Annotated in this window: 24 protein-coding genes and 1 pseudogene; 19 read left to right on the forward strand and 6 right to left on the reverse strand. The window is 70.4% G+C overall.

Annotation, left to right across the window (positions count from 1 at the left end; genetic code table 11):
* The first annotated feature begins 75 nt into the window (after nt 1-75).
* The 8 genes from ACFPZI_RS04290 to ACFPZI_RS04325 all read left to right on the forward strand — a co-directional run bounded on the left by ACFPZI_RS04290 (nt 76) and on the right by ACFPZI_RS04325 (nt 7,489).
* Nucleotides 76-726, forward strand: coding sequence for an HAD family hydrolase (locus tag ACFPZI_RS04290; protein WP_381358410.1), 651 nt, complete (start codon nt 76-78; stop codon nt 724-726).
* Nucleotides 727-786: 60 nt separating this feature from the next.
* Nucleotides 787-2,040 carry an MFS transporter gene (locus ACFPZI_RS04295; RefSeq protein ID WP_381358413.1) on the forward strand — a complete coding sequence of 418 codons (1,254 nt, stop codon included), beginning with the start codon at nt 787-789 and terminating at the stop codon, nt 2,038-2,040.
* The gene (locus tag ACFPZI_RS04300) at nt 1,991-3,163 is read left to right on the forward strand and encodes an acetoin utilization protein AcuC (protein ID WP_381358415.1); all 1,173 of its coding nucleotides are present in this window, start codon (nt 1,991-1,993) and stop codon (nt 3,161-3,163) included. Before ACFPZI_RS04295 ends, ACFPZI_RS04300 begins: the two co-directional genes overlap by 50 nt.
* A gap of 637 nt (nt 3,164-3,800) precedes the next feature.
* Nucleotides 3,801-4,586, forward strand: coding sequence for a phosphatase (locus ACFPZI_RS04305; protein ID WP_381359469.1), 786 nt, complete (start codon nt 3,801-3,803; stop codon nt 4,584-4,586).
* Between the two features lie 129 nt (nt 4,587-4,715).
* Nucleotides 4,716-4,928, forward strand: coding sequence for a helix-turn-helix domain-containing protein (locus ACFPZI_RS04310; protein WP_004984898.1), 213 nt, complete (start codon nt 4,716-4,718; stop codon nt 4,926-4,928).
* 154 nt (nt 4,929-5,082) lie between these two features.
* A complete protein-coding gene (locus tag ACFPZI_RS04315; protein WP_003948845.1) occupies nt 5,083-5,181 on the forward strand; it encodes a 30S ribosomal protein bS22 in 99 nt (32 codons plus the stop codon).
* A gap of 104 nt (nt 5,182-5,285) precedes the next feature.
* Nucleotides 5,286-6,356: an NAD-dependent epimerase/dehydratase family protein gene (locus ACFPZI_RS04320; protein WP_381358418.1), complete on the forward strand. Its 1,071-nt coding sequence runs from the start codon at nt 5,286-5,288 to the stop codon at nt 6,354-6,356.
* 14 nt (nt 6,357-6,370) lie between these two features.
* Nucleotides 6,371-7,489, forward strand: a complete 1,119-nt coding sequence (locus ACFPZI_RS04325) for a lysophospholipid acyltransferase family protein (protein WP_381358421.1) — start codon at nt 6,371-6,373, stop codon at nt 7,487-7,489.
* A 91-nt stretch (nt 7,490-7,580) separates the two neighbouring features.
* Here the strand turns inward: ACFPZI_RS04325 and ACFPZI_RS04330 are convergent, their stop codons facing one another.
* The 3 genes from ACFPZI_RS04330 to ACFPZI_RS04340 form a co-directional block, all read right to left on the reverse strand.
* Nucleotides 7,581-8,831 carry a DUF5667 domain-containing protein gene (locus ACFPZI_RS04330; RefSeq protein ID WP_381358424.1) on the reverse strand — a complete coding sequence of 417 codons (1,251 nt, stop codon included), beginning with the start codon at nt 8,829-8,831 and terminating at the stop codon, nt 7,581-7,583.
* Between the two features lie 266 nt (nt 8,832-9,097).
* Nucleotides 9,098-9,940, reverse strand: coding sequence for an ECF subfamily RNA polymerase sigma factor, BldN family (locus ACFPZI_RS04335; protein ID WP_381358426.1), 843 nt, complete (start codon nt 9,938-9,940; stop codon nt 9,098-9,100).
* Nucleotides 9,941-10,427: 487 nt separating this feature from the next.
* On the reverse strand, nt 10,428-11,339 hold the full coding sequence (locus tag ACFPZI_RS04340) for an HAD family hydrolase (RefSeq protein ID WP_381358428.1): 912 nt from the start codon (nt 11,337-11,339) through the stop codon (nt 10,428-10,430).
* A gap of 258 nt (nt 11,340-11,597) precedes the next feature.
* Here ACFPZI_RS04340 and ACFPZI_RS04345 point away from each other — a divergent pair, with 258 nt between their 5' ends.
* The 7 genes from ACFPZI_RS04345 to ACFPZI_RS04375 all read left to right on the forward strand — a co-directional run bounded on the left by ACFPZI_RS04345 (nt 11,598) and on the right by ACFPZI_RS04375 (nt 18,587).
* On the forward strand, nt 11,598-11,876 hold the full coding sequence (locus tag ACFPZI_RS04345) for a glutaredoxin family protein (RefSeq protein ID WP_381358431.1): 279 nt from the start codon (nt 11,598-11,600) through the stop codon (nt 11,874-11,876).
* 301 nt (nt 11,877-12,177) lie between these two features.
* Nucleotides 12,178-12,975 (forward strand): redox-sensing transcriptional repressor Rex, encoded by a 798-nt coding sequence (locus tag ACFPZI_RS04350; protein ID WP_381358433.1) that lies wholly within the window; start codon nt 12,178-12,180, stop codon nt 12,973-12,975.
* Nucleotides 12,972-14,744, forward strand: a complete 1,773-nt coding sequence (locus ACFPZI_RS04355; RefSeq protein ID WP_381358436.1) for a glutamyl-tRNA reductase — start codon at nt 12,972-12,974, stop codon at nt 14,742-14,744. The genes ACFPZI_RS04350 and ACFPZI_RS04355 overlap by 4 nt, the downstream gene beginning before the upstream one ends.
* On the forward strand, nt 14,741-15,700 hold the full coding sequence (gene hemC / locus ACFPZI_RS04360; protein ID WP_381358438.1) for a hydroxymethylbilane synthase: 960 nt from the start codon (nt 14,741-14,743) through the stop codon (nt 15,698-15,700). The genes ACFPZI_RS04355 and hemC overlap by 4 nt, the downstream gene beginning before the upstream one ends.
* Nucleotides 15,697-17,412, forward strand: a complete 1,716-nt coding sequence (locus ACFPZI_RS04365; RefSeq protein ID WP_381358441.1) for a bifunctional uroporphyrinogen-III C-methyltransferase/uroporphyrinogen-III synthase — start codon at nt 15,697-15,699, stop codon at nt 17,410-17,412. The genes hemC and ACFPZI_RS04365 overlap by 4 nt, the downstream gene beginning before the upstream one ends.
* A gap of 13 nt (nt 17,413-17,425) precedes the next feature.
* Nucleotides 17,426-17,995, forward strand: a complete 570-nt coding sequence (locus ACFPZI_RS04370) for an alpha/beta hydrolase (RefSeq protein WP_381359472.1) — start codon at nt 17,426-17,428, stop codon at nt 17,993-17,995.
* Between the two features lie 28 nt (nt 17,996-18,023).
* A complete protein-coding gene (locus tag ACFPZI_RS04375; RefSeq protein WP_381358443.1) occupies nt 18,024-18,587 on the forward strand; it encodes an SET domain-containing protein-lysine N-methyltransferase in 564 nt (187 codons plus the stop codon).
* Nucleotides 18,588-19,001: 414 nt separating this feature from the next.
* On the opposite strand, the gene ACFPZI_RS04380 is transcribed toward ACFPZI_RS04375, so the two are convergent.
* Together ACFPZI_RS04380 and ACFPZI_RS04385 are read right to left on the reverse strand one after the other, a co-directional pair.
* On the reverse strand, nt 19,002-19,208 hold the full coding sequence (locus tag ACFPZI_RS04380) for a DUF397 domain-containing protein (protein WP_381358446.1): 207 nt from the start codon (nt 19,206-19,208) through the stop codon (nt 19,002-19,004).
* The gene (locus tag ACFPZI_RS04385) at nt 19,205-20,038 is read right to left on the reverse strand and encodes a helix-turn-helix domain-containing protein (RefSeq protein WP_381358449.1); all 834 of its coding nucleotides are present in this window, start codon (nt 20,036-20,038) and stop codon (nt 19,205-19,207) included. Before ACFPZI_RS04385 ends, ACFPZI_RS04380 begins: the two co-directional genes overlap by 4 nt.
* Before the next feature lie 276 nt (nt 20,039-20,314).
* Between ACFPZI_RS04385 and ACFPZI_RS04390 the strand changes: the two genes are divergently transcribed.
* From ACFPZI_RS04390 to tgmC, 3 genes are read left to right on the forward strand one after another with little or no spacing between them, the layout of a single operon-like run.
* The gene (locus tag ACFPZI_RS04390; protein WP_381358452.1) at nt 20,315-20,581 is read left to right on the forward strand and encodes a putative ATP-grasp-modified RiPP; all 267 of its coding nucleotides are present in this window, start codon (nt 20,315-20,317) and stop codon (nt 20,579-20,581) included.
* A 3-nt stretch (nt 20,582-20,584) separates the two neighbouring features.
* Nucleotides 20,585-21,565 (forward strand): ATP-grasp ribosomal peptide maturase, encoded by a 981-nt coding sequence (gene tgmB, locus ACFPZI_RS04395; protein WP_381358454.1) that lies wholly within the window; start codon nt 20,585-20,587, stop codon nt 21,563-21,565.
* Nucleotides 21,562-22,764: an ATP-grasp peptide maturase system methyltransferase gene (tgmC, locus tag ACFPZI_RS04400; RefSeq protein WP_381358456.1), complete on the forward strand. Its 1,203-nt coding sequence runs from the start codon at nt 21,562-21,564 to the stop codon at nt 22,762-22,764. The genes tgmB and tgmC overlap by 4 nt, the downstream gene beginning before the upstream one ends.
* Nucleotides 22,765-22,781: 17 nt before the next feature.
* Here the strand turns inward: tgmC and ACFPZI_RS04405 are convergent, their stop codons facing one another.
* On the reverse strand, nt 22,782-23,387 hold the full coding sequence (locus tag ACFPZI_RS04405; protein WP_381358458.1) for a hypothetical protein: 606 nt from the start codon (nt 23,385-23,387) through the stop codon (nt 22,782-22,784).
* Between the two features lie 165 nt (nt 23,388-23,552).
* Between ACFPZI_RS04405 and ACFPZI_RS04410 the strand changes: the two are divergent.
* Nucleotides 23,553-23,794, forward strand: a pseudogene (locus ACFPZI_RS04410) (Tn3 family transposase); the annotation flags it as partial.
* Nucleotides 23,795-23,807 lie beyond the last annotated feature (13 nt).

Here is a 23,807-nt window from a genome sequence, read left to right on the forward strand (position 1 = left end):
GGACGCCGCCGAACAATTCTTACAGGAAAGCCCCGTGCCCATGGCACGGGGCTTTCCGCGTTTAGGGTCGGGGTCATGCGCTATGACCTGGTTATTTTTGACAACGACGGTGTTCTCGTCGACAGCGAGCCCCTTTCCAACCGGCTCCTGGCCGGCTATCTCACCGAGCTCGGGCATCCGACGTCGTACGACGACTCCATCCGTGACTACATGGGGTCCGCCATGCATCGGGTGCACGACCTGGTGGAGGAGCGGACCGGGCAGCGGTTGCCGGACGACTTCGACGATGTCTTCCATGCCCGTGTCTTCGCCGCGTTCGAGCGGGAGTTGAAGCCGGTGGCCGGTGCTGTCGAGGTGCTGGAGACGCTGGCGGCTGATGGGGTGCCGTACTGCGTGGCCTCGTCCGGGAGCCATGAGCGGATCCGGGTGGGGCACCGTACGACCGGGCTCGACCGGTGGTTCGACGACGAACGGATCTTCAGCTCCCAGGACGTCGGGCGAGGCAAGCCGGCACCGGACCTGTTCCTGTACGCGGCCGAGCGGATGGGCGTCGCGCCGGAGCGGTGTGCCGTGGTGGAGGACAGTCCACTGGGCGTACAGGCGGCGGTCGCGGCAGGGATGGATGTGTACGGGTTCGCCTCGATGACACCGGCCGACAAGCTGGCGGAGGCCACGCAACTCTTCGCGGATCTGCGTGAGGTGCCGGGACTGCTGCGACGGAACTGAGCGGAATTCATCTTTGGCCGGAGCTACCCACCAGTACGCCGGGGCCCTACGCTCGCCGCCATGACTGATGTGCTGCGACGCGGCAGGGCCTCGCTGGCGTTCGGCTTCCTGGTCCAGGGTGTCGCGTTCGCTCTGCTCGTGACGCGGATCCCGGCCATCCAGGACCGGTACGGGGTCTCCGATGCGCTGTTGCCCGCCTTCCTCGCCGCGGTGCCGGTGCTCGCCGGTATCGGGAGTGTGGCGACGGAGCGGCTGGTGGAGGTGGTGCCGCCGAGCCGGGTGCTGCGGTGGTCGCAGCCGGTCGTGCTGCTGGCGCTGCTCGGGGTCGGGGCGGGGCGCCACATGGCCGGGCTGGCCGTGGCGCTGGCCGTGTTCGGGCTGGCCGTGGGGGCGCTGGACGCCTCGATGAACATGCTCGGGGTGAGTCTCCAACGGGCGTACGAGCGCAGCATCATGCTGAGTTTCCACGCCGCCTACAGTCTGGGCGGAATCGTCGGGGCGTCGCTCGCGTGGGTGGGGGCGCATTGGCAGCTGGCGCTGTGGGTGTCGTATCTGCCGGTCGTGCTGGTGCTGATGCCGGCGGCGCTGATCGGGAGCCGGTGGTACGTGGACCAGGAGCAGCAGGAGGGCCGGGGCAAGGGCCGGCATCAGGACCATGCTTCCGGGCCGGCCGCCGAGAGTGCGGACAGGACCGGGTCCGTCGCCTTCAAGCTGTTGCTGCCGTTGTGTCTGGTGATGACGGTGGCGTACATCGGGGACTCGACGGTCTCGAACTGGAGCGCGAAGTACCTTCAGGATGTGCTGGGGAGCTCGGAGCAGATGGCGACCGTTCCGTACAACGTCTACATGGTCACCACGTTGCTGGGGCGGACGATCGGGGACTTCGGGGTGCGGCGCTTCGGCGCTGTGGCGGTGGTGCGGGCCGGGGCACTGGTGGCGGCGGCGGGGTTCGCCGTGCTCTCCGGGGCGCCGGGGGAGTGGGTGGGGATGCTGGGGTTCACGCTGCTGGGGCTGGGGCTCTGTGTGCTGGTGCCGCAGACTTTCGCGGCGGCGGGGCGGCTGTTCCCGGGGGCGTCGGACGCGGCCGTCGCGCGGCTCAACGTCTTCAACTATGTGGGGTTCCTGATCGGCTCCCCACTGGTCGGGGTGCTCGGGGACGTCTGGAGCTATCGCGGGGCGATGCTTGTGCCGATGGTGTTGGTGCTGGTGACACTCGTGTACGCCAGGTCGTTCGCTCCTGAACCGGACCGATACGGTGGCGGGCATGAGCGGCCGCACACAGCTGATGTGGGACGAGGCAGTCACGGGCTATGACTTCGGCCGGGGCCATCCAATGGACCCGGTCCGGCTCGTGCTGACCCGGAGCCTGGTGGGAGCCCTGGGGCTGGACCGCGAGGTCACGGTGGTCGCCGCGAAGACGGCTGGTGAGTCGACGCTGCGGCTGGTGCACCGCGAGGACTACATCGGCGCGGTCCGGGCGGCGTCGGCGGACCCGGCGGCAGCGGACCAGTCGTACGGGCTGGGGACGACGGACGATCCCGCCTTCGCCGGGATGCACGAGGCGTCGGCGCTGATCGCGGGGCAGTCGGTGGGCGCGGCGGAGGCCGTGTGGCGCGGCGAGGCGCTGCACGCGGTGAACTTCGCGGGCGGGCTGCACCACGCGATGCCGGGGGCGGCCTCGGGGTTCTGCGTGTACAACGACGCGGCGCTGGCCATCGCCCGGCTGCTGGAGCTGGGTGCCGAACGCGTCGCGTACATCGACGTCGACGTGCATCACGGGGACGGGGTGCAGGCGGCGTTCTGGGAGGACCCGCGGGTCCTCACGGTGTCGCTGCACGAGCATCCCCGGACCCTGTTCCCGCAGACCGGGTGGCCGGAGGAGACCGGGGCGGACAGCGCGCAGGGCAGCGCGGTCAATGTCGCCCTGCCGGCCGGGACCGGGGACGAGGGATGGCTTCGGGCGTTCCACGCCGTGGTGCCGGAGCTGCTCGCCGACTTCCGGCCGCAGGTGCTGGTGACGCAGCACGGTGCCGACACGCACTTCGAGGATCCGCTGGCACATCTGGCGGTGTCGCTGGACGCGCAGCGCGCGGTGCAGGTGGCGTGCCACGAGCTGGCGCACGAGTACGCCGACGGCCGGTGGGTGGCGCTGGGCGGCGGCGGTTACGCGGTGGTGGAGGTCGTCCCGCGGTCCTGGACGCATCTGGTGGGGATCGCGGCCGAGAAGCCGGTGGATCCGGTGACGATGATCCCCGAGAGCTGGCGGCAGGAGGTGTACGCCCGGACCCGGCAGCTGGGGCCGATGCGGATGACCGACGGCCGGTGGCCCGTGTCCTGGGCCTCCTGGGAGGACGGCTACGACCCGGCGGACCGGCTGGACCAGGCGGTACTGGCGACCCGGCGCGCGGTGTTCCCGCTGCGGGGGCTGCTGGCCTAGTGCCTCGCAGGCAACGTCTGCCCGTCAAGGAGCGGCGTCATGGGGGTGCCCCCTGCTCATGGGGGTCCCCCCGCTCGAGCGAAGCCGAGAGCTTGGAGGAGCGTGCCGGGCGTCGCGACGGGGCGAACGTTGCCTGTTGCGGCACCAGCTCGGCGGCCGTGGCTGTATCGCGGCCCTGCGGGGTCGGCCTGCCCTGTTGTCCCGGCGTGGTTACGCCGACCGTGCGGTGTTTCCCGGGTTCCCGGGGTGGGCCGGGGCAGGATCGCGCACCATCGCTGCCGTGCCGACCACGACCGACCCTCCCACCGCCCCTCCCACCGGCCTATCCACCGGTCTATCCGCCGACCCTCCCGCCGATCCTCCCGCCGATTCGCACGCCGCCCCTCCCACCGGTCTATCCACCGGTCTATCCACCGGTCTATCCACCGGTCTATCCGCCGACCCTCCCGCCGATTCGCACGCCGCCCCTCCCACCGGTCTATCCACCGGTCTATCCGCCGACCCTCCCGCCGACCCTCCCGCCGATTCGCACGCCGCCCCTCCCACCGGCCTATCCACCGGTCTATCCGCCGATCCTCCCGCCGGTCTATCCGCCGATCCGCACGCCGGCCCGAGCGTCGCCGGTCTTCGTGCGCATCTGCTGGCCGCCCGGCTGTCCGGGACCGTGGCCACCACGAGGGAGGAGAGCCTGCGGAGCTACCGGCTCTTCGCCGCCCGGGACCCGCGCGCACTGATCGGCCTCGACCCGGAAGGGATATGGGGGCAGCGGGAACTGATCGAGTTGATGTCGGTCAGGTGTGGTGTTTCGGCCGATCCTCATCACGTTTCCGGGCATGATGTGATCGCCCCGGAGCGGACTCTGGCCGCCCTGGATGCCTATGCGGAGCGGATCGCGGCCGCGGCCCGGAGCGGTGCGCCCGTGCTGCTCGGCACCGGTCACCCGCACCGGCTGCTCGGTTTCTACGGAGCTCTGGCAGACGCTCTGTCGGCGGCGGGATGTGAGGTCCTCACCCCCGCGCAGGGTCGCTGTGTCGACATAACGACCCGGTTCGGTCTACGCACGCACCACCTCGACTACGTACGAGGAGTCGCGCTGGTCCGGGGCGCACGTCCCGAACGCCCCGGTGGTGAACCCGGCGCACATACGCACTCCCCGCTCCCGGTTCGGACCGCGCTCGCCGCGGCCGCCGAGGCCGGCGGGCCGCTTCCCGGGCTGGTGATCGGAGATCACGGCTGGGCCTGCGGGGCAGGTCAGCTGGGGTTCGAGGCCATCGCGCTGGCCGATGTGAACGACCCCGCCCCGTTCGTGGGGGAGGCCGAGGGGTGCCTCTCGGTGGTCGTTCCACTTGAGGACGGCGCGCGGTCCGCTTACTACCTGCCGCTGACCCGCTACGTACTCAATCGAGCGTGTCTGTCACAGTAGGCCGCCGATGGGTGCACCTCTTCCCCACTCGCATCACCCGCCCCTACATTGGGGAGTGAGCACGCAACGACGAAGAGTCACCGGAAGGGGAAGCCGGTGCCCGTCGAGTGCGGAAGGTTCAGGTGTGTCATGGCTGCAGCTGGCGAGAGGCCTCTGAACGAGGTCCAATTCCTTACCGTGGCGGAAGTCGCCTCGGTGATGCGAGTGTCGAAGATGACCGTGTACCGCCTGGTGCACAGTGGTCATCTGCCCGCGATCCGGGTGGGGCGGTCCTTCCGCGTCCCGGAGCAAGCGGTTCACGAGTACCTCCGCGAGAGTTATGTGGGGGTGGAAACGGCCTGACGGTGAGCCGGGGAGATCCGAGCAAGGCACTCACGGGCCTCCCCGGCCGCCTCGATTACGACCTCAGCGCTCGGGCGGGTAGGCTGGCCCCTCGTAGGTCGTGTGGGCCCATGGCGCCCAAACACCGAGTGATGAGAAGTGAGCGAGGGTAGTCGTGGGCTCTGTTATCAAGAAGCGGCGCAAGCGGATGGCCAAGAAGAAGCACCGCAAGCTGCTCAAGCGCACGCGCGTTCAGCGTCGCAACAAGAAGTAAGCGACGACGCGGAAGCGTGTTCAGTGGCCCCCCACCGCATCGGTGGGGGGCCACTGTCATCACATGGGTCGGACTCGTGGCGAAGGCAAGAGGAAGGCGCTGTCGTGGGGAAAGTCGTGCTGGTGACCGGAGTGGCCCGTCCGCTGGGGGGCCGTTTTGTCCGGCGGATCCAGCGTGATCCGGACGTGGACCGGGTCGTCGCCGTGGACGCGGTCCGGCCCGCGCACCACCTCGGCGGCGCCGACTTCGTCCAGACCGACATCCGGCAGCCCACCGTCGCGCGCGTGCTCGCCGAGGCCGGCGCCGACACCGTCGTGCATCTCGACGTCACGGGCACGCCGCTCGGCAACGGCAGCAGCCGGACAGCGCTCAAGGAGACCAACGTCATCGGCACCATGCAGCTGCTCGGTGCCTGCCAGAAGTCCCCGACCGTCAAGCGGCTGGTCGTGAAGTCCAGTACGAACGTCTACGGCTCCGCGCCCCGCGACCCGGCGGTCTTCACCGAGACGACCGGGCCCAAGTCCCTGCCCAGCGGTGGCTTCGCGAAGGACGCCGTCGAGGTCGAGGGCTATGTGCGCGGCTTCGCGCGCCGCCGCCCGGATGTCGCCGTGTGTGTGCTCAGGTTCGCCAACATCCTGGGCCCCGCCGCGGACAGCCCGCTCGCCGCGTACTTCTCGCTGCCGGTCCTGCCGACCGTGTTCGGCTACGACCCGCGTCTGCAGTTCGTGCACGAGGACGATGTGATCGACGTCCTGCGCCTCGCCTCGTACGAACCCCGGCGCTCCACGCTCAACAGCGGCACCTTCAACATCGCCGGGGACGGCGTCCTGCTGCTGTCCCAGTGCTCGAGGCGGCTCGGCCGGCCGACCGTGCCCCTGCTCCTCCCGGCGGTCACCTGGGCGGGCTCGCTGGTGCGTACGCTGGGGATGTCGGACTTCTCACCCGAGCAGATCCGGCTGCTCACGCACGGCCGGGTGGTGGCGACGGACCAGATGCGCGAGACGCTGGGCTTCACGGCGAAGTACACGACAGCAGAAACGTTCGCGGACTTCGTGCGCAGCCGCGGCCCCGGGCTGCTTCCGCCGGAGGCCCTCGCGGGGGCCGTCGACCGGATCGCCGCGCTGTCCCTGCCGGGCACGGGCAGCGGTCACCCCCCGAAGCAGAGTGCCAACTGAGGAGCGCAGCAACGATGGCGGACGCCAAGGTCATTCCGTTCGACGACGACCGCTCCCGTGGGGGAGCAGGGGGCGTGGGGGGCGCCGCGCAGCGCCCGTCGCGCCGCCGGGGTGCGGGAAGCCGGCGCCAGGGCGCGGGGGCTGCCGCGATGGGCGACGTCCAGCCCCTGCCGGGGCGGGCGTCCGTCGGGGACGATGCTCCGGTGTCCCGTGAGTCCCGTGCAGAGCGTGACGGCGGTGCCGCCGCATCCGGCACTGCCCCTGGTGCAGAATCCGGTTCCGGGGACGAAGCCGACGGCCTGGAGCAGCGGGTCGCGAGCGGGCTGGCCTTCCTGCGCCGCCGGCTCACCGGGGACTACGCGGTGGACGACTTCGGCTACGACGAGGAACTCACCGACCAGGTCCTGATGTCCCTGCTGCGCCCGGTGTACGAGAAGTACTTCCGGGTCGAGGTGAAGGGCATCGAGAACATCCCCTCCGAGGGCGGTGCCCTGATCGTCGCCAACCACTCCGGGACGCTGCCGCTGGACGGTTTGATGATGCAGGTCGCCGTCCACGACCACCACCCCGCCGACCGGCATCTGCGACTGCTCGCGGCGGACCTGGTGTTCATGCTGCCGGTGGTCAACGAACTCGCCCGCAAGCTCGGTCACACCCTGGCCTGCGCCGAGGACGCGGCACGGCTGCTGGAGCAGGGGGAACTGGTGGGGGTGATGCCGGAGGGCTTCAAGGGCCTCGGCAAGCCCTTCGCCGACCGCTACAAGCTGCAGCGCTTCGGCCGTGGCGGCTTCGTGTCCACGGCGCTGCGCACGCGGACGCCGATCATTCCGTGCTCGATCGTCGGGGCAGAGGAGATCTACCCGATGATCGGCAACGGCAGGACCATCGCGCGGCTGCTCGGGTTCCCGTACTTCCCGCTGACGCCGACGTTCCCGTGGCTCGGCCCGCTCGGCGCGATCCCGCTGCCGACGAAGTGGACCATCCAGTTCGGCGAGCCGATCCACACGGAGAGCTACCCGCCGGAGGCGGCCGAGGACCCGATGCTGATGTTCAACCTGACCGACCAGGTCCGGGAACAGATCCAGCACACCCTCTACAAGCTGCTGGTGCAGCGACGGTCGGTGTTCTTCTAGGAAGCCCTGTACGTGGTGTTGGCGGGTCCCCCAGCGACTGGGGGACCCGCCAACACCACCGTACGGCTCTACAGCTTCCTGCTCGACGTCCTCACTCCGCGTCCTCGCTGTCGATGCCCAGTCCCGGGAGCAGGCCGGGGAGGAGGGGCGGGAGGGTGACGTCGGGCGGGGCCGGTGCGGTCGCGCCGCCGCCGGCCGGCGGGGAGGTGCCGGCGGCGCCGCTCTCTGCCGGCGGGTCGAGCAGCCCACCGGTGTTGCCGCCGAGCAGGCCCTCGCTCTTGTCACCGGAGTCGGCGGACCCGCTGGGGGCGCTGCTGCCGGTGTGGTCCTCGTCCGCGGTGCCGTCGGTGCCGGTGCTGGGCATCTGGGAGCGGTCCGTACCGGACGGGCCGCTCGGGGTGGAACCGGAGTCGCCGCGCCGTCCCCTGCCGTCGCCGCCGCCCTCCCTGGACGAGGGCTCGGGGAGCAGGGACTGCAGCGGGGCGACGTCCTCGTCTATGGCGTCGAACACCGACGAGACCTGTTCGCTGACGTCACCGAGCTGCGGGGGCAGCCGGTCGCGGAGGGAGCCCCAGACCTGCCGGTGCGCGTCCGAGAAGGAGGAGAGGGCCTGCATGGGGCGCAGGGAGCCCGGGTCGTGCCGGTACGCCTCGCGCAGCAGTCGATGGCCCTCGGACGCGTCGTGCCGCATGCCGGACAGGGCACGGCGGATCTCGCCGAGGGATTCGTGGTCGAGGTGGCCGCTGCGGCCGCGCTCCATCAGCCGGCGGGCCTCGCCGAGGCGGGTGGAGGCGTGGTCGAGGAAGACGCGGCCCCGCTCGTTGTTGCCGTCGGCCAGGCCGAGCTTGACGTCCTCTATGCCGCGCTTGAGACCGTAGAGCGAGTCGCCGGGCAGGGCGTCGGAGCTGGCGGCGGCGACTCCGCCGAAGGCGCCCGCGGCCACGGTGATGCCGAGTCCGCCCGCGGTGAGGCCCTTGGCCAGGCGCGAGCGCGGTCTCAGCTTCCCCAACGGGGTTGCCCGGTGTGCGCCCCGGGCGCGGCGTGAACGCTGATCGGGTACGGACGAATCCGCTGCCTCGCCCGCGGCGGTGCCTTCTTGGAGCATGGCCTCGAACGCGGCCACCAGTCGGGCCCGCTGGACGACCTTGACCTCGGGATCCAGCTCCGGCTTGGGCAGCTCGCCGAGACCGGCGGCCAGCGTGAGCAGCCGCGCCTGTTCGGTCTCCGCGGCGGCCGGGGCCGATCCTTCGGACTGCTCGGCCGCCGTGCCCCGATCGGACTGCTCCTCCAAGGCCTGGGCGAAGGCGTTCGCCCGCCTGTGCGCCGATACGTTTGCGATCACTGGCGGCACCTCCTCTCATCATGACGGTCGACTCCCCAGGGGATCCTGAGGGTTCCACCCCCTGACCATGTCCACACGATCGGGTGATCGGAGTCGATCGGGGATTGACCACAGGGAGCCTGCATCCCGCACAACGAGCGGCACGGCACTTGGGTTACGCGCGCCGGTGGGCCGGTTCGGGAAGTCAACGGAGTGTCACTCAAAGTGTGTCGGATGTCACTGATAGTGACGCGTTGGTAGCGGGTCCGCTCCGTTCGGTGGGCCGCTCAACGCGTGTCCTCGGGGAGGAGCCGGGCGAGGGTACGGACGGCCCGGTACTGGAGGGTCTTGATCGCTCCCTCGTTCTTGCCCATCACGCGGGCGGTCTCCGCGACGGAGAGACCCTGGAGGAATCGGAGCGTGACGCATTCGCGCTGTTGGGGGTTGAGACGTTGTACGGCGTCGAGGAGGGCGGCATTGGACAGGTATTCGAGGACGGAGTCCTCGGGGGACCGCGCGACCTCGTTGGCGTCGAGCATCTCCCCGGTGGTGACCTCGAGGCGGAAGCGGCTGGACTTGAAGTGGTCGGCTACGAGATTGCGGGCGATGGTGACGAGCCAGGCGCCGAAGTCGCGCCCCTGCCAGGTGAAGGTGCCGATGCGGCGCAGTGCCCGCAGGAAGGTCTCGCTGGTGAGGTCCTCGGCGGTCGCCTTGCTGCCCACCCGGTAGTAGATGTAGCGGTACACGGTGTCGCTGTACTGGTCGTAGAGCCGTCCGAAGGCGTCGGCCTCGCCCGCCTGGGCGCGCTCCACGAGCTCCATCATCCTGGCGCTGTCACTGTCCGCGGCGGGACGGCGGGTGGTGGTGGCGGTGCCGGAGGAGCGTCCGCGTCTGCCCACAGCGGTGCTGTCCTCCGCGAGGGCGTAGCAAGGGCCGACGGGCGTGTCGGCGGCGGTGGGGCAGGGGTCGGCGGACGCGGTGGCGTAGGCGGGGGCGGTGTGTGCGGGGACGGCGTATGCGGGGACGGCGTATGCGGTGGGGACGAAGCCGCGCAGCAACTCCCGGGCCGCCGTGACTGCTGTGCGCAGTGCGGTCAGGCCCGGGTCGTCAACCCCGACGTGTGGGTACACGGGACTCCCAGAGGCAGAGCTTCCATCACGTGCAGTGCGGAACCTTTCACCCGTCGTGGCGACGGAGGGGCACCGGTTTGCGTCTGAGGAGAATAACGCTTCGTGCGGACCCTGCTACGCCGAGTTGCCAAAATCATCGATTACGTCGTTTCCGTGACCTATTGACGATTGGTCAAGCACCCGGCGGTGACCGAATGTTGACCGAAATGCTTCGCATTTCGGTTCGGTACGGGACGTGTTGTGGCCGTGTGCAGCCAAGAGGACTGGACAGCGGGGTTGTGGGGTGAGGCAGTTGGATTGGCCGGGTTTAGGGGTGGGGCGCCACTTCTGTTCCCCGTTGATCGGACCGGCGGCCGTACGGGTGTCCGTCGCCGCGGAGTTGACCGGTCGGCCGGGGGTGGCCGGGTCGGCCGGGGGTGGCCGGGTCGGCCGGGGGTGGCCGGCACCGGCACCCGGGCCGTGCCGCGCGCCGGATTCGGCGCCGGATTCAGCGCCGGCGTCGGTGCATCGCGATGGCGGCCGCCGTGCCGCCGGCCACCGCGCCCACACCCGCCGCCGCGGGAATGCCGACCTTCGCGGCCTTGCGCCCTGTGCGGTAGTCCCGCAGGCGCCAGTCCATGGCGCGGGCGTGCTTACGCAGCTTGGAGTCCGGGTTGATCGCGTACGGGTGCCCGACCAGCGAGAGCATCGGGATGTCGTTGTGGGAGTCGCTGTAGGCCGCGCAGCGGCTCAGGTCCAGGTTCTCCGCGGCCGCCAGTGCGCGCACGGCCTCGGCCTTCGCCGGGCCGTGCAGCGGCTCGCCCACCAGTTTGCCGGTGTACACGCCACCGAGGGACTCGGCCACCGTCCCGAGCGCCCCGGTCAGGTCCAGCCGGCGCGCGATCACCTGGGCGATCTCCACCGGCGCCGCCGTGACCAGCCACACCCGTTGGCCCGCGTCCAGGTGCGCCTGCGCCAGCGCCCGCGTGCCCGGCCAGATCCGCTCGGCCATGTATTCGTCGTAGATCTCCTCGCCGATGGACTTCAGCTCGGAGACCTGGTGGCCCTTGACGATGGAGAGCGCGGAGTCGCGCGCGTCCTGCATGTGCTCGGGGTCCTCGACGCCGGCCAGCCGGAACCACGCCTGCTGCCATGCGAAGCGGGCGAGGTCGCGGGTCTCGAAGAACTTCCGCTTGTACAGGCCTTTGCCGAAGTGGAACAGGGCCGCGCCCTGCATCACGGTGTTGTCCAGGTCGAAGAACGCGGCAGCCCGTTCGTCGCCGTGAACCGGGAACTCCGGTTCGCGGTCGGAAACTTCCTGGGTGGACTTGCGAGCGGCCTCCGCCGAGGCCTCGCCTGCCAACACGCTCCGCGCCGTGGCGGAGCGCCTACGGGGGGTGAGCCATCCGAGAGCGGCCATGGCGCGAGCATAACCAGTCCGCCCGGCAGTTCCGGAGTCGAGAGGTTTGGACACCGTGAACTCTGCACGTCCGTGTCGTTAAAGCACACCTCCCGGCCCACCGGGACCGCATCGTGGGAGCCGGTCCGTACAGCACTTCATACGCCGCTTCGCGTGCCGCTTCGTGCGCCGTTCCGGACGCCGGCGGGCACGCCCTCGTACACCGCTTTGCGTCCCGGTGGTCGCAGGGGGGTTCCCCTGTCCCGTCGCGGGGCGAGAATGGCTGACATGAGTCCGCTCTTTGGCCGCAAGGCTCCGCAGGATCGTCTCGTCACCCTCGTCCGCAAGCCCGGCTGTCATCTGTGTGACGACGCCCAGGCCGTGGTGGAGAAGGTGTGCGGTGACCTCGGGGTCGCATGGGAGGGGAAGGACATCACTCAGGACCCGGAACTGCACGAGCAGTACTGGGAGCAGATTCCCGTCGTTCTCGTCGACGGCCGTCAGCACACGTTCTGGCGCGTTGACGAGGTCCGCCTCCGCAAGGCCCTGGCCGACTGAGGGTGTGACTGACCGGCCAGTACAAAGCGGCTGGAAAGTCGCTTAGGATCGATGGTGGCTAGGTCTCGGGGGCGGGATACACAGAGGAGAGTGTGCGGTTTTGCCCCCAGAACAAAGGGAGCGATGGTGCTCGCGCGCCGGTTCCGTATGCGTGCGCCGGGGGCGCGTGACCCCGGTCACTTTGGGTGGACAAAACGGACACCATCTTTGTGCACGCGTTCACAAAGACATAGCCTGCATGCGACGGGGCGGTCCGGGGACGTGTGACCGCCTGAAGCCCCGCTCTACCCGCAGGAGCACCGTGGCAACTGGCCGAACTCACCGACCGGCGACCCGTAGCCGAGGGATTCCCGAGGCCACCGTCGCCAGGCTTCCGCTGTACCTCCGCGCCCTCACCGCGCTGTCCGAGCGCTCGGTTCCCACGGTCTCCTCGGAGGAGCTGGCGGCTGCCGCGGGCGTCAACTCCGCGAAGCTGCGCAAGGACTTCTCCTACCTGGGTTCCTACGGGACCCGGGGCGTCGGCTACGACGTCGAGTATCTCGTGTACCAGATCTCCCGTGAACTCGGCCTGACCCAGGACTGGCCGGTTGTGATCGTCGGTGTCGGTAACCTCGGTGCCGCGCTCGCCAACTACGGCGGGTTCGCCTCCCGCGGATTCCGGGTCGCCGCGCTCATAGACGCCGATCCCGCGATGGCCGGAAAGCCCGTCGCCGGGATCCCGGTGCAGCACACCGACGAACTCGAGAAGATCGTCCAGGACGAGGGCGTGTCGATCGGCGTCATCGCGACGCCCGCCGGTGCCGCCCAGCAGGTCTGCGAGCGTCTCGTGGCCGCGGGGGTCACCTCCATTCTGAACTTCGCGCCGACCGTGCTGTCCGTCCCGGACGGTGTCGACGTGCGCAAGGTGGATCTCTCCATCGAGCTGCAGATCCTCGCCTTCCACGAGCAGCGCAAGGCCGGGGAGCTGGCCGCCGCCGGGACCGTCGTCCCGGCCGCCGCCTCCCACCAGGGGCCCGCTGTCGCGCGCCGTGCGGCGGACCAGGAGCCCGTCACCGACCAGGGACCCGATGGGGACGTGCCCGCCGTGATGCCGACATGAGTCTCCTCGTCGTCGGACTGAGCCACCGCAGCGCGCCGGTCAGTGTGCTGGACCGGGCCTCGCTGAGCATGGAAGCGCAGACCAAGCTGCTGCAGGACACGGTCGCCGCCGAGCCGGCCACCGAGGCCGCGGTGCTCGCCACCTGCAACCGCATCGAGCTGTACGCCGACGTGGACAAGTTCCACGCCGGTGTCGCCGAGCTGTCCACGCTGCTGGCCCAGCACAGCGGGGTCGGCCTGGAGGAGCTCACTCCCTATCTCTATGTGCACTATGAGGACCGAGCCGTCCACCACATGTTCTCGGTGGCCTGCGGATTGGACTCGATGGTGGTGGGCGAGGGGCAGATCCTCGGCCAGATCAAGGACTCGCTGGCGCGTGCGCAGGGACTGCACAGCGCAGGCCGGCTGATGAACGACCTGTTCCAGCAGTCGCTCCGGGTCGGCAAGCGTGCTCACTCGGAGACCGGCATCGACCGCGCCGGGCAGTCCCTGGTCACCTTCGGCCTGGAGCAGCTGGCCCTCGGCACGCCCGTCGCGACCTGGGCGCAGGGCAAGAAGGCCCTGGTCATCGGCGCCGGTTCGATGTCGTCGCTGGCCGCGGCCACGCTCGCGCGGGCCGGTGTCTCCGAGATCGTGATCGCCAACCGCACCGCCGACCGTGCCGAGCGCCTCGCCGACCTGCTCGGAGAGCAGTATGGGCAACGCCTGGCCGAGGACGACGACACGGACGTGCTGGCCCGCGCGGTACCGATGGGATCGGTGCAGTTCGAGCTGACACGTGCCGACGTCGTTGTTTCCTGCACGGGCGCGACCGGGCTCGTCCTCACCGCCGACGCGCTCGCCGCCGGTGTCGAGGACCGGGTCGGGGCGCAGCCGGACACCGTGCGCGGCGAGGTGCCGGAGGCGCGGACGGCCCCCCTGCCTCCCGTGAGCACCGGTACCGACGAGGACTGCCCGCTGGACCTGGCCTCCGTGCCGCCCGGCTTCTCCGTGATGGGCGAGGCGGCCGTCGCCGGCATGGACGCGGCGACACTGGAGCAGCACGCGACGTGGGCCGCGGGCAGCGCCGTCGACCGCCACCAGAGCGGCCGGCGCGGCGTCGACGCGGACGGGACGGCCCAGGCGGACCCCGAGCTGATCGGCGCGCTGGCCGCGACCGCGGCGAGCGTCGGCCGGATCCCCGAGCGGCGCCGTCCGGAGCCGGTGGCCGAGCCGCCGCGCCCGGAGCCCGTGCTGCACCTGCTCGACCTCGCGATGCCCCGCGACATCGACGCTGCCGCGCACCGCCTCGCAGGGGTGCGGCTGGTCGACATCGAGACGCTCGCCCAGGCGTCCGCGGACGCTCCGATGGCTGCCGATGTGGACCAGGTCCGGCGTATCGTTTCCGACGAGGTGGCGGCATTCGGGGCGGCACAGCGGGCCGCGCACATCACGCCGACCGTGGTCGCCCTGCGCACCATGGCCGCGGATGTGGTGTCCGGCGAGATCGCCCGCCTCGAGGGCCGGTTGCCCGGCCTGGACGACAAGCACCGCGCGGAGATCACCCAGGCCGTACGGCGGGTGGTCGACAAGCTGTTGCACGCGCCGACCGTGCGGGTCAAACAGCTCGCGGCCGAACCCGGCGGCGCCGGGTACGCGGACGCGTTGCGCACCCTGTTCGACCTCGAGCCCGAGACGGTGGCCTCCGTCTCCCGAGCCGAGGAAAGTACCGAGAAGAACGCGACGAACGCGACGAACGCGAACATCGCAGAGAACCGAGGGCCGGCATGACTGGAAAGGCACTGAGGCTCGGGACCAGGCGGAGCAAGCTCGCCATGGCCCAGTCCGGGCAGGTGGCGGATGCCGTGAGCCAGGTGACCGGACGGCCTGTCGAGCTCGTCCCGATCACCACGTACGGTGACACGTCGCGCGAGCATCTGGCGCAGATCGGCGGTACGGGCGTCTTCGTGGCCGCGCTGCGTGACGCCCTGGTGCGCGGCGAGGTGGACTTCGCGGTGCACTCGCTCAAGGACCTGCCGACCACGCCGCACGACGAGCTGGTCCTGGCCGCCGTACCGGTGCGCGAGGACCCGCGGGACGTGATGATCGCCCGGGACGCGCTCAAGCTCACCGACCTCCCGCGCGGCGCCCGCATCGGCACCGGCTCGGCGCGTCGGATGGCCCAGCTGAACGCGTACGCGGCCGGCCACGGCCTGGAGTTCGAGACGGTGCCGATCCGCGGGAACGTCGACACCCGGATCGGGTACGTCACCAGCGGTGAGCTGGACGCCGTCGTGCTGGCCGCCGCCGGACTGAACCGGGTCGGACGCAGCGACGAGGTGACCGACTTCCTGTCGGTCGACACTGTTTTGCCCGCCCCCGGCCAGGGGGCCCTGGCGGTCGAGTGTTCCGTGCGCGACACGGAGCTGATCGCCGCGCTCGCCGAGCTCGACGACCCGTTCACACGGGCCGCCGTGACGGCCGAGCGGTCTCTGCTCGCCGCTCTGGAGGCCGGCTGCACCGCCCCTGTGGGGGCGCTCGCCGACCTGCTGACGGACGGGCCGATTGTCAAGGAAATGCGCCTGCGGGGCGTCGTCGGCACGACCGACGGCACCACGCTGGTGCAGTTGTCCACCACCGGTCCCGTGCCTGAGACGCATGAGGCGGCGATGGCGCTCGGTCGCGAACTCGCCACCGAGATGCTCGCGCAGGGCGCGGCCGGTCTGATGGGGGAGCGAGCACAGTGAGCCCCACCACCCTTCCACCTCCTCCGGAACACGGGCACGTCACCTTCCTCGGTGCCGGACCCGGGGATCCGGGGCTGCTGACTCTGCGCGCCGTCGAAGCGCTGGCGAACGCGGACGTTCTCGTCGCCGGGCACGAGGTGCTCGACGTCGTACGACGGCATGCCAGGCAGGGCGTCGCCGAGGTGCCCACGGAAACGGACTCGGCGGGTTCCTCCGCGCTGTCCGCTCCGGGCACAGGCACGCCTCAGCTCACGGTTGTTGACGGCGCGTCAACAACCGTAGGCGCACCCGCGGTGCGGGATGCGGCACATCTTGTCATGGAGGCCGCACGGGGCGGCAGGCGGGTCGTCCGTGCGGTGCCCGGTGATCCCGGCCTCGACGCATACGCCACCGAGGAGATGCTGGCGTGCGTGGCGGCCGGGGTGCCCTTCGAGGTCGTCCCCGGTATCGCGGCCGCGGTCGGCGTACCCGCGTACGCCGGTGTGCCGCTGCGGGACGCGCACGGCGCGGACGTACGGTTCGTGGACGCGCGCACCGCGTCCGACCGGTGCTGGACCGAGGTCGGGGCGTCGGACGGCACGGTGGTCGTCTCCACGACGCTCGACTCGGTGGGCGCGACGGCGGGCGAACTGGTGTCCGCCGGTCGCAAGCCCGACACCCCGCTGACGGTGACCGTCGCGGGCACGACGACCCGGCAGCGCACCTGGACGGCGACGCTCGGCACGATCGCGCAGACGCTGAAGCAGGCGAAGGTGCTGCCGTCGCCCGAGGGCGGCCGGCCGGTCATAGCCGTGGTCGGTGAGCGTTCCGCCCCCGCCCAGCGCGACCGGCTGTCGTGGTTCGAGTCCAAGCCGATGTTCGGCTGGAAGGTGCTCGTGCCGCGGACGAGGGAGCAGGCGGCGTCGCTCTCCGACCAACTGCGCTCCTACGGAGCGGTGCCGCACGAGGTGCCGACCATCGCCGTCGAACCCCCGCGTACCCCGCAGCAGATGGAACGCGCGGTCAAGGGCCTGGTCACGGGCCGCTACGAGTGGATCGCCTTCACCTCGGTCAACGCGGTCAAGGCGGTGCGGGAGAAGTTCGAGGAATACGGTCTCGACGCCCGTGCGTTCGCCGGGATCAAGGTCGCCGCGGTGGGCGACCAGACCGCCAAGGCGCTGATCGCCTTCGGCGTGAAGCCGGACCTGGTGCCGAGCGGCGAGCAGTCGGCCGCGGGGCTGCTGGACGACTGGCCGCCGTACGACCCGGTCTTCGACCCGATCGACAGGGTTTTCCTGCCGCGCGCCGACATCGCCACCGAGACACTGGTGGCCGGTCTCATCGACCTGGGCTGGGAGGTCGACGACGTCACCGCCTACCGCACGGTGCGCGCCTCGCCCCCGCCCGCGGAGACCCGCGAGGCGATCAAGGGCGGCGGCTTCGACGCGGTGCTCTTCACCTCGTCGTCGACGGTACGGAACCTGGTCGGCATCGCGGGCAAGCCGCACAACGTGACGGTCATCGCCTGTATCGGCCCGGCGACCGCGAAGACGGCCGAGGAACACGGGCTGCGGGTCGACGTCATGGCCCCGGAGCCGTCGGTGCACAAGCTGGCGGAGGCCCTGGCCGACTTCGGCGCCCGCCGCCGGCTGGCCGCACTGGAGGCCGGCGACCCGGTGACCCGGCCGAGCGAACGGCGCCCGGGGGCGCGCAGGCGCCGGTCGACGACCTGACGTTTCACCCGTGGTGACTCCGTGCCCCGGGAACTGCCGTCCGGCAGTTCCCGGGGCACGGAGTCGTTTCTCCGCAGCCCGCAGCCCGCAGCCCGCAGCCCGCAGCCCGCAGCCCGCAGCCCGCAGCCCGCAGCCCGTCCGGCATCTGCTCGCTTTCGACAGCCGTGGTCCCGGACTGGTCACCGAGATCCTCGGCGACCTCGCGCACGCCGACCGCGTCGCCGTCCTGGTCCCCGGTTCCGACACCACCGGCCTCGACGCCTTCGGCCGGTTCCGCCGTGGTGCGGAGGGGCGCGCGGGCTCGGCGTCCGGCCCCGTGGGGTCCGTCACCGGCACGGAGTACCAGCAACCGCTCGACGGCGTGGTGCCGTTCCGTCGTGCCGGGAACGCCGGGAACAGGCGTCCGGGCAGGGCCCGCGTGGCCATTCGGGCCCTGCCCGTCCCGGGATGGCCGAATATCAGGCGCGAAGCAGTGTCGTGCGATGCCGTTCGGTTGAGTACCTTTCAAGTGATCAGTCCGAAAAATCATGTGTGCCCCCTCTGGCGGAGGGTTCCGGGGCTGGGGTGTCCGCTTCATCCGTGAACGGCCGGCTCGTGGGCAGAGCCGATTCTTGAGAGAGCAGGCCAACGTGAGCGGCGGCTACGAGCTCCAACGAACCGACGCCAAGGGTGAAGGCGTGTTCGCCACCCGGTTCTTTCAGGCAGGCGAGACGGTGATGGTCGGCACCATCGACCATGAGCTGGACCACAACCATGCACACGCCTCCCAGGTCAGCGAGGGACGGTTCGTGCTGCACGGCGGGCTCATCCCCAAGGTGAACCACTCGTGCGAGCCGAACTGCGGAATCCGCCTCAACGCCGACGGTGCGCACGACCTCGTCGCGCGCCGGCCCATCCCGGCAGAACACGAGATCACGTTCGACTACGCCATGCGGAATTACTCGGTCGATCACTTCGCCGCCCACTGCCGGTGCGGCTCACCACGCTGTCGTGACCGCATCACCGGCTGGAAGGATCTCCCCGCCGAGCGCAAGGCGGCTTACCTGGGTTTCACCGCCCCGTATCTCACCGACTACGACAGCCGCCGCGCCACCGAGTCCGCCGGCCGACTCGCGCGGACCGCCGGGGCCGGTACCGACCGGCCACCACTGGCCGAGGTGGCCAACCACGATTGAGATCGTCGACGGCTCCCGCCAGCGCGGTCGCGCCGGTGCGGCGGGCGCCTGCCGCGAAAGAGCTCCGAGCCCTGCCGCTCACCCGAGACCTGCCCCGAACCGCCGGGTAGTGGCGGTTCGGGGCAGGTCTCGGGTGTTGGTAGTCCTTGCGGAATCGATGACACTTGCCACTCAACTGTTGGTTGTGCGCACATATGAGCGGGATGTGCACAAGGTGAGGCAAAGTGCTCACGCCGAACGAGGTGAGGGTGTCGGGGAGCCACTTGAGTTCGTTGGCGACCGCCGAACCCGGTCGGCCCGGTCGGCGGGACGTCGCCCGCAGCCGGGACTCTCATACGCCGGAGTCCGGAAGACGGTGCCGCGACTGCCGTAGCGCCGCAGTCGCGGCCGACATCAGTAGCTCGTTTCGCTCCGTCAGTGCCCGGAGGCGTACGGCAGGAAGGTCGCCCAGGTGGTGGGGGTGAGGATGAGCCGGGGGCCGCTGGGGTTCTTGGAGTCGCGGACGAGGATGTGGTCGGGGACGGCCGCGACCTCGACGCAGGACGGACCGTCCGCTGTGCTGTAGCTGCTCTTTATCCACTCCAGCTCGGTGATGTTTCCACCAGAGGGCTTGAGGGTCATGTCTCTCCCCGGATTTTCTCGATGAGGGCCAGCGACTCTTGAGGCGTGAGAGCTTGAGCCCGGATGATTCCGTAGCGCATGTCGAGGACAGTGGTCTCCTTGGGGTTACAGAAGACGCGGCTTGTGAGTGGCGCTTCGCTGAGTCCCACAGTGGCCCCGTCCTTGAGGTTGAGCAGTCGGAACGAGCCGTCGATCCCCGAGTTCTCCTCCCGGTTGAGGGGCAGGACCTGAAGATCGACGTTGCGCAACCGGGCCACCTCCAAAAGGCGTTCGAGTTGCCCACGCATCACCATCTTGCCCCCGATCAAACGGCGTAGCGTCGCTTCACACAGCACAAAACTGAAAAGCGGGCGTGCCGTTGCGGTGCCGAGGATCTCCTGACGAGCCAGCCGCGCAGTCACTTGCTGCTCCAACTCCTCCTCTGTGAACGGCGGGCGTCGGGAGCTGAACACGGCCCGCGCGTACTCCTTGGTCTGCAACAACCCGTCGATGACCGAGTTGTTGTAGGAGCAGATCTCGACGGCTTCCGCCTCCAGGCGCTTCACATCCCGCACCTTTTTCGGGTAGCGGGCTTCCGCCACGTCCCCCTTCATCGCAGCGATCTTGCCGCCCGCGCCCAACACCTCGTCCGCCGCGGCCAAGTACTCCGGCCGAGGAATCCGCCGCCCCCGTTCCACCGAGGACACCAGTTCCTCCCCGTACCCGATGGCCGTCCCGAACTCCGCCTGGGTGAGGCCGACCGACTCTCGCCACAGCTTCAACTGCCGTGTAACGGTGCGCATCACGGCGCCGGCCTCTTCGTCGTCCAGTCCCGCTTCCCACCCGTTCATGCCTGTCGCCCTTCCGCCACGCGCCCTTCCCCGGACCAACTCCGGACGCCCGCGCCCGGTCACCCCGTGCAGCCCGGACGGAACCGGACACCCCACGGACAGCCACCGGCCGTACGAGCTGTCAGGCTTCACAGATTACGCACGAGTGAACACACTCAGTGATGTGAATCAAGGAATCGCCGCACCGCGCACTGGTCGGGGTGGCAGCGAGCCGCCGATTTCGCTTATAGGGCAGCCACTCGGCTGCCTGCTCCCGCATCAGAGAAGGGACACCGCATGACACCGCTCGTTTCCGAGGCTCCGTGGGCGATGCGCCTGGTCACCGACCGGCTTCCGGTCGGTCCGCCGCCGTACGCGACGGTGACGCTCGACCCCGCCACGCAGACCGCCCGCTACGCCGACACGGCCGGGCGGCCGGTCAAGATGGGCAAGCACGGCACGTCGAAGACGACGGGCACCGCGTCGGTGTCCGGGGGCGGTGACGGGAACGGTCCGCAGCCCCAGAAGCAGGACGACAGCACCACCGACTACGAGTCGGACTGACCGATGGCCTCCACCGTCCTGGTCGTCACCGCGCTGGAGGACGTCACCGCGGACTGGGTGATCACCGCGCTGAACGAGCGTACGGTGCCCGTCGTGCGCGTCGACCCGGCCGACATCGGGCCCGCCCTGACGTTCGGCTTCCGCATCGGCGCGGACGGCCCGACGTGGAGCGGGCGGTTGCGTACGGCGAGCCGGGAGGTGGAGCCGGGGGAGGTGGCGGCGGTCTACTACCGCCGCCCCACTCCGTACGGCGCCCGGTTCGCGCACCTCCCCTGTCAGCAGCGGGACTTCGCCGCCGCCGAGGCGAGGCACGGGCTCGGCGGGGTCCTGAACGACCTGCCCGGCGCCCTGTACGTCAACCACCCGGCCGCCGTGGCCCGTGCGGACTTCAAGCCCGCCCAGCTCCGGACGTTCGCCCGACTCGGCCTGAGGATCCCGCCGACGCTGATCACCAACGACGTCAAGGCGGCGGAGGAGTTCGCCGCCGACCACGGCCCCGTCGTCTGCAAGACGTTCCGTGGTCTGCCCGGTGACGACGACGGGCACACCGGGGCGATCTGGACCCAGCGCGTCGCCCCGGAGACCTTCGACGACACGCTCGCCGTGACCGCGCACCTGTTCCAGGCCGAGATCCCCAAAACCGGTGACGTACGGGTGACCGTGGTCGGCCGTCGTGTCTTCGCCCAGCAGGTTGCCGCACCGGACGGCGCGCTGGACTGGCGTCGGGGCGACTGGGACGCCCTGCTCCACGCCCCCATCGTCGTGCCGTCTCCCGTCGAGGCGGCGCTGCACAGCTACCTGGCCTCGTTCGGTCTGGTCTTCGGCTGTTTCGACTTCGCGCTCACCGGCGACGGGGACGACCCGGAACACTGGACGGCGATCGAGTGCAATCCGAACGGACAGTGGGGCTGGCTTCCCGACGCCCCGGCCATCACCGAGGCGTTCGCCGACATCCTGGACATGGAAGGAGAGGATAGATCATGACGATGCCCGTCGATCCCGAGACCGATGCCGCGCGGATGCGCGGGGCCATGGCGGAGGACCTCGCCGCACGCGGGTTCCTGGACGACGATCCGGCCTGGCGTGCGGCGGTGGAGACGGTGCCCCGGCACCGGTTCGTGCCGGGCTTCTACCTGCCCGCCGACGAGCGCGACGGACGGGGGCTGACCGTGTGGCGGCCCGTCACCGCCCAGCTCGACCACGGGCGCTGGCTGGCCGCCGCGTACTCCGACACCACGCTCATCACCCAGTTCGACGGTGACGAACCCGACTGGAAGAACCCGGCCGAGCGCTGCGGAGGGGCCCCGACCTCGTCCTCCACCCTGCCGTCGCTCGTGCTGAGGATGTGGGCCGACGCCGACCTCCGGGAAGGGCACACGGTGCTGGAGATCGGCACGGGGACGGGTTACTCGACCGCGCTCGCCTGCGAGCGCCTCGGTTCCGCCGGCATCACGAGCATCGACGTGGACGCGCACCGGCTGGAGCAGGCCGCGAGCGCGTTGCACGCCTGCGGCTACACACCGACTCTCGCGGTCGCGGACGGGCTGTACGGATACTGGCCCGAGGCCTCGTTCGACCGGATCGTGGCGGCCTGCTCCTTCCGGGCCGTGCCGCCGGCCCTGGTCGCCCAGACCCGGCCGGGAGGCACGATCCTCCTGACGCTCTCGGGCTGGCTCTACGGGTACGCCCGCGTCCTGCTCACGGTCGCCGAGGACGGCACCGCCGAGGGCCGCCTGCTGGGCGGCACGGTCTCCTTCATGTCGGCGCGTACGCACGCGGCGCCGGCCTTCGGCAACCCCGGCCACTGGGCCGCGGAGCTGCCGGGCAAGCCGCGGGCCGGCCGGCACGGTCCCGAGCGGATCACCGCCGCGACCGAGGAAGCCTTTCACCTGCGTTTCCTCGTGCAGAGCGCCGTACCCGACGCACAACTGGTCACGGTCGGCGACGTCGTGCACGTGGTCGACGTGGTGAGCGGGTCGGCCGCCACCCTGACCCCGGACGACGGCGGTTGGCAGGTGCGGGAGAGAGGCCCGGTGGGACTGTGGGAACGCGTCGAGCGGGTCCTCGACGCCTACGACACGGCCGGACGGCCGGGACCGGAGACCTTCACCCTGTGCATCCACGAAGGCGGGCAGCACCTGCGGCACCCGCAGTTGCCCTGTCTGTCGCTGCCGTCGATCTGACGGGTCGAGGTTCTCACCTACAGATCTCCCTCGTGCTCAGCGACGGAGGGCGGTGCGACCTCGATGATCACGGCCGCGCCGACAACCGGCCTGCCCTCGTGCATGGTGATCACGTCCCCGGGCTCGACATGGCGCCATTGTTCGGGGCTGAGGGGAGCCAAGCGAACCGTCGCACTCTCTCCCGGGGCCAGCCCGGGCACGCCCTCCACCCACAGCCGCGCAATGCTCACCGCCTGCCCGCCATCGGGTGCTCGGTTACCGATGTCCCAGAGCGGCCGCAGCTGCCCCTGCCCGGAGAACGCGGTCCGGCGTCCACCCTCCTCCGTGCTCAGGAGACTCAACCTGGCCCGGAAGGTGCCGTGCTGCAACTCCCAGGCCCGCCAATCGCACCAGCAGGCGCTGTGCTCCAGCATCATCTGGCGGGCAGCGTCCGCGAGTAGCGACCAGAACCGTAAGGGAACAAGGTGCTCATCCCCGATCTCCATCAAGAGGTCGAGGACGAGCTCCCACTCTTGGTGCCGCTGGTAGTCGCGCACATCGTCGACCATCATGCCGTTTTCGGCCCGGGCACCCTCGGAGAGCAGATCAGTCGCTCGTCGAAGGAGCGTGAAAGCGTCGTCCATGAGGGCATTGTCCAAGGCCCCGCCAACATCCTTGTCGGGCACCTTGGCGAGATCGGCCTCAGCGACATGCCCGAAGGCCGCTGATCCTCAAGAATTCCGACCGCTACTCTCGGCGACCGCTTCAGCGGACGGACGGCCCCGGGCGGTCAGGTTGCCAAGTTCGGACAAGGCCAGATCGGTGCACTCGGCCTGGTCTTCAGCGCCGTCGTACTGTGGAACACCCGCTACCTGGACGCCGCCGTCACCCAGCTCCGCGCCGACGGCTTCGAGGTTCGCGACGAGGGCTTCCCCGTCTCTCCCCGTTCGTCTGTCACCACGTCAACATGCTCGGCCGATACTCCTCCCAACTCCCCGACCTGCCCGGCGGAATGCGGTCTTTGAGCGCCCCGGACGCCGACGAATGGTGATCTACACCTTGGA

The sequence above is a fragment of the Streptomyces chlorus genome (assembly GCF_042655885.1).
In the GTDB taxonomy this organism is placed as follows: Bacteria; Actinomycetota; Actinomycetes; order Streptomycetales; family Streptomycetaceae; genus Streptomyces; species Streptomyces chlorus.

Coding starts and splice junctions, on each gene's coding strand:
- tgmC (WP_381358456.1), top strand. CDS start 21,562: ATGACGATGCCCGTCGATCCCGAGACCGATGCCGCGCGGATGCGCGGG.
- ACFPZI_RS04390 (WP_381358452.1), top strand. CDS start 20,315: ATGACACCGCTCGTTTCCGAGGCTCCGTGGGCGATGCGCCTGGTCACC.
- tgmB (WP_381358454.1), top strand. CDS start 20,585: ATGGCCTCCACCGTCCTGGTCGTCACCGCGCTGGAGGACGTCACCGCG.
- ACFPZI_RS04290 (WP_381358410.1), top strand. CDS start 76: ATGCGCTATGACCTGGTTATTTTTGACAACGACGGTGTTCTCGTCGAC.
- ACFPZI_RS04380 (WP_381358446.1), bottom strand. CDS start 19,208: ATGACCCTCAAGCCCTCTGGTGGAAACATCACCGAGCTGGAGTGGATA.
- ACFPZI_RS04385 (WP_381358449.1), bottom strand. CDS start 20,038: ATGAACGGGTGGGAAGCGGGACTGGACGACGAAGAGGCCGGCGCCGTG.
- ACFPZI_RS04295 (WP_381358413.1), top strand. CDS start 787: ATGACTGATGTGCTGCGACGCGGCAGGGCCTCGCTGGCGTTCGGCTTC.
- ACFPZI_RS04405 (WP_381358458.1), bottom strand. CDS start 23,387: ATGGACGACGCTTTCACGCTCCTTCGACGAGCGACTGATCTGCTCTCC.
- ACFPZI_RS04300 (WP_381358415.1), top strand. CDS start 1,991: ATGAGCGGCCGCACACAGCTGATGTGGGACGAGGCAGTCACGGGCTAT.
- ACFPZI_RS04345 (WP_381358431.1), top strand. CDS start 11,598: ATGGCTGACATGAGTCCGCTCTTTGGCCGCAAGGCTCCGCAGGATCGT.
- ACFPZI_RS04355 (WP_381358436.1), top strand. CDS start 12,972: ATGAGTCTCCTCGTCGTCGGACTGAGCCACCGCAGCGCGCCGGTCAGT.
- ACFPZI_RS04340 (WP_381358428.1), bottom strand. CDS start 11,339: ATGGCCGCTCTCGGATGGCTCACCCCCCGTAGGCGCTCCGCCACGGCG.
- ACFPZI_RS04310 (WP_004984898.1), top strand. CDS start 4,716: ATGGCTGCAGCTGGCGAGAGGCCTCTGAACGAGGTCCAATTCCTTACC.
- hemC (WP_381358438.1), top strand. CDS start 14,741: ATGACTGGAAAGGCACTGAGGCTCGGGACCAGGCGGAGCAAGCTCGCC.
- ACFPZI_RS04325 (WP_381358421.1), top strand. CDS start 6,371: ATGGCGGACGCCAAGGTCATTCCGTTCGACGACGACCGCTCCCGTGGG.